The sequence below is a fragment of the Frankia nepalensis genome (assembly GCF_016786325.1).
Classification (GTDB): Bacteria; Actinomycetota; Actinomycetes; order Frankiales; family Frankiaceae; genus Pseudofrankia; species Pseudofrankia nepalensis.
On sequence record NZ_JADWYU010000054.1, the window covers coordinates 1 to 9,849 of the forward strand.

The window sequence follows — 9,849 nt, forward strand, 5'->3', positions numbered from 1 at the left end:
GGGCGGCCAGCGGGGGGCCCGCCCCGGCGCCCCCCCCCCCGCGCGGGCGGCCCCGCGGGGGGGCGGGGCCCCGGGGGGCCGCGGGGGCGGCGCCGGTGCCTGAGCCGGCGGTCTCGGTCGCCTGGGCGCGGACCTCCCCGCTGCGCGGGTCGATGCGCCGCCGGTCGCGTACCACGACCGGTGGCTCCTCCTGGCCCGTGTCTCGCCCCGCGCCGTGGGCAGAGCTCACTGCTTACCCTCCTCGTCGACGATCTCGGCGTCCACCACGTCGTCGTCGGCCGGGCCGCCGGCCGCGGCGCCGCTCGCCTGCGCCTGGGCGTACATCGACTGCCCCATCGCGGTGCTGGCCTTGCCGAGCTCCTCGGTGGCGGTGCGGATGGCGGCGATGTCGGTGCCCGCCACGGCCGCGCGCAGCGCCGCCAGCTTCTCCTCGACGTCGGCCTTGAGGGTGGCGTCGATCTTGTCGCCGTTCTCGGCCAGGAACCGCTCGGTGGAGTAGACGAGCGACTCGCCCTGGTTGCGGGTCTCGGCCTCCTCGCGGCGCAGCCGGTCCTCCTCGGCGTACTGCTCGGCGTCGCGGACCATCTTCTCGATGTCGTCCTTCGGCAGCGCGGAGCCGCCGGTGATCGTCATCGACTGCTCCTTGCTGGTGCCGAGGTCCTTCGCCGAGACGTGCACGATGCCGTTCGCGTCGATGTCGAAGGTGACCTCGATCTGCGGCACGCCGCGCGGCGCCGGGGGCAGGCCCGTCAGCTCGAACATGCCGAGCTTCTTGTTGTAGGCCGCCATCTCGCGCTCGCCCTGGAAGACCTGGATCTGCACCGACGGCTGGCTGTCCTCGGCCGTTGTGAAGATCTCGGAGCGCTTGGTCGGGATCGTGGTGTTGCGCTCGATCAGCTTGGTCATGATGCCGCCCTTGGTCTCGATGCCAAGCGACAGCGGGGTGACGTCGAGCAGCAGGACGTCCTTGACCTCGCCCTTGAGCACGCCGGCCTGCAGGCTGGCGCCGACGGCGACGACCTCGTCCGGGTTGACGCCCTTGTTCGGCTCCTTGCCGCCGGTCAGCTCGCGGACCACGTCGACGACGGCCGGCATCCGGGTGGAGCCGCCGACGAGCACGACGTGGTCGATCTGGCTGACCTTGATGCCGGCGTCCTTGACCGCCTGCTGGAACGGGATCTTGCAGCGGTCGATCAGGTCCTGCGTCATCCGCTGGAACTCGGCCCGCGTCAGCGTCACGTCCAGGTGCAGCGGGCCCTCGGCCGAGGCCGTGATGTAGGGCAGGTTGATCGACGTCTGGGTCGACTGCGAGAGCTCGATCTTCGCCTTCTCGGCGGCCTCGCGCAGCCGCTGCAGGGCCATCTTGTCCTTGCCGAGGTCGACCCCGTGCTGGCCGGAGAAGGTCTTGATCAGGTGATCGGTGACCCGCTGGTCCCAGTCGTCACCGCCGAGGTGGGTGTCGCCGTGGGTGGCCTTGACCTCGACGACGCCGTCGCCGATCTCCAGCAGGGACACGTCGAACGTGCCACCACCGAGGTCGAAGACCAGGATCGTCTGCTCCTTCTCGCCCTTGTCCAGGCCGTAGGCGAGCGCCGCCGCGGTCGGCTCGTTCACGATCCGCATGACGTTGAGGCCGGCGATCTCGCCCGCCTCCTTGGTCGCCTGCCGCTGGGCGTCGTCGAAGTACGCCGGGACGGTGATGACCGCGTCGGTGATGGTGTCACCGAGGTACGCCTCGGCGTCCCGCTTGAGCTTCTGCAGGATGAAGGCGCTGATCTGCTGGGGCGTGAAGTCCTTGTTGTCGACCTTCATCTTCCAGCCGGTGCCCATGTGGCGCTTGACCGACCGGATGGTGCGCTCGACGTTCGTGACCGCCTGCCGCTTGGCGACCTCGCCGACCAGGACCTCGCCGTTCTTCGCGAAGGCCACGACCGACGGAGTCGTGCGCGAGCCCTCGGCGTTCGCGATGACCGTTGGCTCACCGCCCTCGAGCACGCTCACGACGGAGTTCGTGGTGCCGAGGTCGATGCCGACCGCTCGTGCCATGTCTGTGCCTCTCGATCCGATGGCGCCGCTCACCCGGGCTCCTGTCGGCGAAGCCGATCTGGGAGGTCGTGTCGGGCGCGGAGCCGCCCTTAAGTGTGCTGTTGTGTTCAGCCGGCCGTGCGGATGTCGGGGCTGTCGCCCCCGGAGACGTCGCGGGAGAAGCTGCCCGAAGGTCAGCAAACACGGCGAGCTTCCTCCGCCAGCCAGGTTGAGTGTGCTCGACTCAGGATGGTCGTGACTAGGATAGCTCCTCGAACCTGAGTCATGTCCACTCAACCTTGCCGAGCCGGGATCCCTTCCCAGGCATGATGCGCGCCCCCGCCACGACGCAAACGGCGCGCGGCGGGAGGCCGCGCGCCGTCAGGGCGTCCGTGACCGGGTTCCCCGGCTGGCCGAAACCCCAGGTCGGCCGGGGTGTCAGGTCAGGAACCGGGGCCGGCCTGGTCCTTGTCGTTCCGGCTGGCGGCGTCGTTCCTGGCGGCGCCGGGGGAGCCCCCGGAGGCGCCGGGAGGCGGAGTCTCCCGCTCGGGACGGACGGAGGCGAGGCTGGGGCGCCCGCCGCCCCGGGTCCGGCGACCGCGGGTACGCCCGAGAGGGTGGAGGGACGGGACGGGGCCGCCGTCGTCCGCGTCGTCGCCAGTGGTGCCGTCCGTGGCCGAGACGTCGACGGACCGTGGCGCCGGCGCCACGAGGTCCTCGTCGTCGAACTCGTCGCTCAGCTCGTCGAGGCTCTCCGTGTCGTCCAGACCGTCCACGAGGCCGGACCGGGTGAAGCCGTCGGCCTGCCGGGACAGCTGGGTCTCGATCGTCGCCAGCCGGTCCAGCAGGCCGGAGGCGTCCCCCTCCCGCTCCCGGATGGTGTGCAGGGTGTCCATCAGCATCAGCCACTGGTCGCGGCCCATCGTCACCTGGTCGAGCGACCGGTTGTCGACGAAGGCCGGGAACAGCGTCCGAGCGGTGGTCGTGACCTGCTTGACCTCGACCGGGTTGAGCCGGCGCTGCCGGCTGCGCGCCCAGTCCACGAGCTGACGGATGCTGATGATGGTCACCCCGTCGACCGCGCCGTCGTTCCACAGCACGTCGGCCTCGGTCATCACGAGGACCGGGCTGACCGGGATCTTGATCAGCGGCACCGCGGCCCGCAGGTCCAGGCGGATCTGGTCGGCCAGGAACTTGGCCCGCTCGATGGCCGCGGTGAGCGGCTCACCGTCCACGCTGGCGACCTTCTTGGTGTAGCGAACCACCCCGCGCGCGGGCTCGCTGTTGAGCACCAGCACGCCGCCGGGCCCGACCAGCAGATGGCCGACCGTCGCGTCGGCGTTGGCCACCAGCATGTCGTGCATGACGACCCAGCCGCGATGGCGCAGCCGGGCCACGGCGCGCGCGGTCTTGTGCTCGGCCTCGGCGCTGACCCGCAGCGACTCGACCTCCTTGTCCGCGCCGAACGACGACAGGACGATGACGCCGCTCCAGCCGCCGACGATCAGCACGAACACGAGGACGGCGTAGCCGCCGGGCAGACTGACCCCGAAGGCCAGGACCAGGCAGATCAGCAGCGCCACCGGCACGGACTTGGCCAGCGAGCGCGGCAGCACCCGGGCGAGCCGGTCCCGACGGACCAGGGCCTGGTGCTCACGGGCACGCCGGTACTCGGACTGTAGGTACTGACCAGGGCGTCCGGTCTTGCGCTTCATCGCCGGCCTGGTGATCGTCGCCATCGTGCCCACCGTGGTTCGCAGGGGTGTTCAACGGAGGTTCGAAGCCTGTGACATGTGTGGCCAAGTGCGGACCCGTGTCAGCGCGCGACGTGACGGCGGGCGAGCAAGCCGCTGGCGGGGTCCATCTTGCGGCGCGTCGTTGTCGCCGCACAAGGCTTGATGGATCTGGTCGCGACTGGGCCATTGGTCCTGGTGCTCGCGGGACACGCGCCGCCGCCGCGCGCCGAGCACGCGCAGTGGGAGACGGGCCGGACGCCGGGCATGGCGGACCCCCCTCCCTCGATCGCCGCCGCGCCCGGTCCTGACCCGGACCAGCCGGCCCGGCGAAGCCGGTCCGACCGCGCCCGAGGGCGCGCGGCGGCGCGCGAGCCCGGGCGGTGTGCCACGGCTCACGGCGGACCACGGCCAGGCGGGCCGCGCGCCGACGGCCGGGCGCCGCTGGCGGTCGGGCGCGCCACGTGGCCAGGGTGGGGCGGACGGTGCGGAAAGTGCTGATTTTGACGGCTAGCTGCGACCGAGGGTAGCAGCGGGCCGAGACGCCGGGTGGCCGAACGGTCGACCTGACGGTGTCCTCGGCGAGTGAGTCACCTGTTCCAGGCCAACCAGTGGGGGATGCGAGCCCTTACGTCCCAATTGCGGAGCAGGAACTCGTGCCTGCCGGACCACGTCGTGGCAGGGTCGGGGATGCGGCGGTCGGCGATGAGGATGCTTGCGCATCCATCGCCGCTCCGCCGTCGGGGCGCCAGGGCGCCCCGACCAACCTGGTAATGAGGTAGAGCCCGAGAGCCGGGGGCGGGCCCGATCGTGGGTCGGGTGATCGGGATGTTGGTGGAGTGATGTTGGCGGAGTTTCGTCCGGCGCCGGGCTGTGCTGGTGGCGAGGGACACTCTCGGCCACAAGTTACCGTGCAGTACGAGTAGGCTACGCCCCGTTCGCGGAGTCAATTGGAGGAACAGTGAGAATCGCGATCGGTGGGGCGATCACGCTGATCGCCCTTGCGGTGGCCGGAAGGCGATTCTTCTGGCTGTTCAAGCTGATCCGCACCGGGCAGCCGGCTCCTGGTCGCCTCGACGACCTGCGGGCCAGCATCTGGAGCGAGATCAGCGAGGTCGGCGGCCAGCGCAAGCTGCTCAAGTGGTCGGTGCCGGGACTCGCGCACGCCTTCACGTTCTGGGGCTTCACGATCCTGCTGCTCACGATCATCGAGGCCTACGGCGCGCTGTTCGACCACGACTTCCACATCCCGCTGTTCGGGCACTGGGCCGCGATCGGCTTCATCGAGGACTTCTTCGCCGTCGCCGTGCTCGCCGGCCTGATCACCTTCGCGATCATCCGGGTCAACCGGGCGCCGAAGCGGCTGGAGCGCAAGTCCCGGTTCTACGGCTCGCACCTCGGCCCGGCCTGGGTGATCATCGGGATGATCTCCGCGGTCATCGTCACCCTGCTGATCACGCGGGGCGCGCAGTTCAACGCCGGCACCCACCCGCAGGGCGACACCAAGTGGGCCTTCGCGTCCTGGATCGTCAGCCTCCCGCTGGAGCCGGCCGGCCACACGGCGAACGAGCACATCGAGACCGTGTTCCTGCTGGTCAACCTCGCGATCATCATGGGCTTCCTGGTGCTGGTGGCCTACTCCAAGCACCTGCACATCTTCCTGGCGCCGATCAACGTCGTCCTCAAGCGCCAGCCGAAGGCGCTCGGGTCGCTCGGCACCACCCCCGACATCGAGAAGCTGATGGAGGAGGACGAGCCGATCGTCGGCGCGGGCAAGGTCGAGGACTTCTCCTGGAAGGCGATGCTCGACTTCTCCACCTGCACCGAGTGCGGCCGCTGCCAGAGCCAGTGCCCGGCCTGGAACACCGGCAAGCCGCTGTCGCCGAAGCTCGTCATCATGGACCTGCGCGACCACCTGTTCGCGAAGGCCCCGTACCTGCTGGCCGGCACCGATGCCGAGTCCCGCGACGCGGCCTGGGACGCGAAGGTCGCGGCGGCGCACGAGGGCCACGACCACGCGCCGGGCGAGGGGCACGAAGCCGAGGAGCACCACGTCCACCACGTGCCCGAGTCCGGCTTCGGCCGGGTGCCCGAGCCGGGCAAGGCCCAGGCCGAGCGGCCGCTCGTCGGCACGGAGGAGGAAGGCGGGGTCATCGACCCCGACGTGCTCTGGTCGTGCACGAACTGCGGCGCCTGCGTCGAGCAGTGCCCGGTGGACATCGAGCACGTCGACCACATCGTCGACATGCGCCGCTACCAGGTGATGATCGAGTCGGCGTTCCCCTCGGAGGCCGGCGTCATGCTGCGCAACCTGGAGAACAACGGCAACCCGTGGGGCGTCTCGCCGCGCAGCCGGACCGAGTGGACCGAGGGCCTGCCGTTCCAGGTGCGCATCATCGGCGACGGCGAGCAGATCCCGGACGACGTCGAGTACCTCTTCTGGGTCGGCTGCGCCGGCGCGATCGAGGACCGCGCGAAGAAGGTCTCCCGGGCGTTCGCCGAGCTGCTCGACATGGCCGGTGTCTCGTTCGCCATCCTCGGCTCGCAGGAGTCCTGCACCGGTGACCCGGCCCGTCGCCTGGGCAACGAGTACCTCTTCCAGGAAATGGCCAAGGCCAACATCGAGCTGCTCAACGAGACCGGCGTCAAGAAGATCGTCGCGACCTGCCCGCACTGCTTCAACGCCCTGTCGAAGGAGTACACGGCGCTCGGCGGCGCCTGGGAGGTCGTCCACCACACCCAGCTGCTCGGCAAGCTCGTCGAGGAGCGGAAGCTGGTGCCGATCAACCCCATCGAGTCGTCGGTCACCTACCACGACCCGTGCTTCCTCGGCCGGCACAACAAGGTCTACACCCCGCCCCGGGAGATCCTCGAGGCCATCCCGGGCCTGCGCGGCCAGGAGATGCACCGCTGCAAGGACCGCGGCTTCTGCTGCGGCGCCGGCGGCGCGCGGATGTGGATGGAAGAGAAGATCGGTACCCGGATCAACTCGAACCGGGTGGAGGAGGCGCTCGGCCTCGACCCCGACGTCGTGTCGACCGCGTGCCCGTTCTGCATCGTCATGCTCTCCGACGCGGTGACCGAGCAGAAGCTGGCCGGCACGGCGAAGGAGACCGTCGAGGTCCTCGACGTCTCCCAGCTGCTGGCCCGCTCCCTGGCCCCGGCCACCCCCGCCGCCGCGGGCGACGACGCGGAGCCCGCCCCGGTCGGCTGATCCGGCTGACGGCCGGCCCCGGCTGACGGCTTGACCCGCCGGCTGACCCCGGCACCCGCTCCACCGAACGGCCCGGCGCGACCCCGTCGCCCGGGCCGTTCGCCCTTCCGGGCCTGGCCCGACCTGACCCCGCGCGGCGCAGCCCAGGCTGACCAAGCCCTGGCTGCCAGCCCCAAACCGGCTCCCAGTCAGCCATGGGTTCCGGTCATGTCCAGTGGTGGCGAATGCGCCGCCTTTCGCCCCCATACCTCATGCGGCGACGAGCACTTCGCCCAGAAGTCCTGGCTCGACCTGATCACATCGCGCCCTGGCGGGGCCGGGGCGCCTGCCGCGAGTGGAGACGGCCCGGCATGGCCGTTGTCCGCTCGCGGTAGACGGCGAAGTAGTCGACCGCGCGGGCCCGGACCACTCGCCGGTGGAACACCCCACGGCGGCCGGCGCCATTTCTGGGAGGGGCGCGGAGACATGGCCGCGCGGGGGCACCCTATGTCATCTATTGTCTACGATGGGCAGTTGCCGGCCTGGTTGTCCGCGTCGTAGGTGGGATCGATGGCACAGCACTCAAGCGCACAGCACTCAAGCGCACAGCACTCAAGCGCACAGCACTCAAGCGCACAGCACTCAAGCGCACAACACTCGATGGCACAGCATTTGGTGACACAGCATTTGGTGACACAGCACCTGGTGGCGCGGCGCTCGCGGACACGGCGGGTGCCGGGCTGTCCGTTCGTGCCGTAGCGCGTCGCCGTGACCGCGCGCGCCGAACGAGGGGAACCGAGCCCGCCGGTTTCGGACCTGACCGGGTTCACGGACATCACGCTGGCCGGCCGAGGGGCGCAGGGGCACGTCTACCGCGCGACGAAGACGTCCATCGGGAAGGTCGTCGCCCTCAAGGCGTTCCCGCTCGGCTCGGGCGCGGCCCTGCGCGAGCGGGCGCTGCGCGCGGAGGTGGACGCGCTTGTCGCGCTCTCCCATCACCCGGGTGTGGTGGGCGTCCACGACCTGCACCTGCGGGGCGCGTGGGCCTGGCTGGAAATGGACTACTGCGCCGGCGGGTCGTCCCTCGGCTGGGCCGCCGACCTGGCCCACGCCCCCGACTGGGCGCCACGGGCGGCGGTGGCCGCGCTGTTGGAGCTGGGCGGGCAGGTCGCCCAGGCGCTCGCGTTCGCGCACCGGCTGGGCTGGGTGCACGGGGATGTGAAGCCGGGCAACATCCTGCTCGACCACCTCGGGACCGCGCGGGTGGGCGACTTCGGCCTGGCCCGGCTGGCCAGCGCCGGCCTCGTGCCCCGGCCCGGCTACCGCGCGCCGGGGACGCCTCGCTACCAGCCGCCGGAGGTGCTGCTCGAGGGGGCCGTTCCCACCGCCGCCGGCGACGTCTTCGCCCTGGCCGAGACCCTGCGCGACCTGCGGCGGCTCGTCGGCGGTGACGGCCTGGCCGCCCCGGAGCGCGTCCTCGATCCGGACGTGACCGACACCGAGGCACTGGGCACGAGCCCCACCGAGGTCCTCGCCGATCTCGAGGTGCTGCTGGCTCACATGAGCGTGACCGACCCGGCGCGGCGCCCGCGCGCGAGCGAGGTCGCCGACCGGCTCGCCGCGCTCGGCGCGCGGCTCGCGTCGGGTGAGTCGGCGCTCTCGCGGGCGGCGAGCCCGACGGATCCGGCGACGCTGCCGAGCCCACCGCCGCCGACGCTGCCCACCACGCGGCCACGCCGTCGAGGCGCGGTACGGGCCGCCGTCGCCGTCGGCGTCGCTCTGGCGCTGCTGGGCTTCGCCGGGGGTGCTGCCTGGCTCCTCTGGCCGGACCCGACGGGGGGCCAGGACGTGACCGACGGTAACCGCCCGGAACCCGGAACCAGCTCCCAGCCGGGGCCGACCGGCGAGGACGTCGAGGTCACGTCCCCGCCGCCCGGCTCGCCGGGGGCGCCGTCCGGCGGCGCGTCGACGTCGGCGGGACCCACCACCGGCGGCTCCAGCCCACCGGCCGGCGGCGAAGGCGCGACCGTGGCCCCGCCGCCGGTCGCCCCGTCCTCGTCCGCCGACGGGGTGACCTATGCCTGGCCGGCCGGTCTCCTCACGCCACAGCTCCTTGACGGTAACTGTGTGTTCACCATCTTCTACGGCCAGTTCGGTGACGCCGCTTTCGCCAAGGTCCGCTTCTACAGCGGCGACTGTGGGGGAACGACCCTCATCCTCCTCGGGCGCGGCGACGACGGCGTGATCAGGAAATGGGGTACCACCGGGTCGTCGGCGGGCGAGGACGAGTGCGGGCGGTACCTCGAGATTCAGGCCGACAGCGGCACCGTCAAGAGCACGGCGGTCGGCCAGACCGTGCTGTTCCGTGAGACCGGGACCACCTACACGTTCACGGCCGGCGAGGGAGCGCCCCCGGCGGTCCACCGGCCCTGCTGACCCGGCGCGCCTCACCCGAGCAGGCGGAGGTCCTCGTCGAGGACCCACCCGTTCGCGTAGGCGAGCCGGCCGAGGTGCGCGACGTAGTTCGCGGCCGACCCGCTGGCCGGCGAGTCCGCGGGCTGGTCGTCCTCGGGGATCCCCAGGCTGGTGCCCTGCAGCCCGTCGACACCCAGCGAGCTGAGCCTGGTCCGCAGCCGCGCGAGCCGGTTCTCCGCGGCCTTGCGGCTCAGGCCGAGCCGGTCGGCGACCTCACGGGTGCTGACCGGCTCGCCCACGCCCCCGCTGCGCAGCAGGCCCTCGCACAGCGCGGCCAGCAGGCGCAGGTCGTCCTCGGCGAGTTCGCCCCGCAACTGCTCGGTGGGCTCGGCGCGGGGCGGGGCGCGCGCCCGCGCCCCCCGCCCCCGCCCCCCCGCGCGCCGGGCGCCCCCCCCCCCCCCCCCCCCCCCCCCCCCCCCCCCC

General features: G+C 71.9%; 5 protein-coding genes and 1 pseudogene. 2 read left to right on the forward strand and 4 right to left on the reverse strand.

What is annotated here, in order from left to right; genetic code table 11:
* From I6A81_RS42890 to I6A81_RS02470, 3 genes and pseudogenes are all read right to left on the reverse strand, one after another.
* A pseudogene (locus tag I6A81_RS42890) lies at nt 1-229 on the reverse strand (hypothetical protein); the annotation flags it as partial.
* A complete protein-coding gene (gene dnaK, locus I6A81_RS02465) occupies nt 226-2,046 on the reverse strand; it encodes a molecular chaperone DnaK (RefSeq protein WP_203001220.1) in 1,821 nt (606 codons plus the stop codon). The pseudogene I6A81_RS42890 and the gene dnaK, both read right to left, overlap by 4 nt.
* A 422-nt stretch (nt 2,047-2,468) precedes the next feature.
* Nucleotides 2,469-3,764: a nuclease-related domain-containing protein gene (locus tag I6A81_RS02470; RefSeq protein ID WP_203001222.1), complete on the reverse strand. Its 1,296-nt coding sequence runs from the start codon at nt 3,762-3,764 to the stop codon at nt 2,469-2,471.
* Between the two features lie 955 nt (nt 3,765-4,719).
* On the opposite strand from I6A81_RS02470, the gene I6A81_RS02475 reads away from it, so the two are divergent.
* On the forward strand, nt 4,720-6,972 hold the full coding sequence (locus tag I6A81_RS02475; RefSeq protein ID WP_203001224.1) for a (Fe-S)-binding protein: 2,253 nt from the start codon (nt 4,720-4,722) through the stop codon (nt 6,970-6,972).
* 747 nt (nt 6,973-7,719) lie between these two features.
* Nucleotides 7,720-9,387, forward strand: coding sequence for a serine/threonine-protein kinase (locus I6A81_RS02480; RefSeq protein WP_203001226.1), 1,668 nt, complete (start codon nt 7,720-7,722; stop codon nt 9,385-9,387).
* Between the two features lie 11 nt (nt 9,388-9,398).
* Here I6A81_RS02480 and I6A81_RS02485 read toward each other — a convergent pair.
* Nucleotides 9,399-9,849, reverse strand: a 451-nt coding sequence (locus I6A81_RS02485; RefSeq protein ID WP_238441441.1) for a hypothetical protein, incomplete at its 5' end; no start/stop codon positions are given.

Coding starts and splice junctions, on each gene's coding strand:
- dnaK (WP_203001220.1), bottom strand. CDS start 2,046: ATGGCACGAGCGGTCGGCATCGACCTCGGCACCACGAACTCCGTCGTG.
- I6A81_RS02470 (WP_203001222.1), bottom strand. CDS start 3,764: ATGGCGACGATCACCAGGCCGGCGATGAAGCGCAAGACCGGACGCCCT.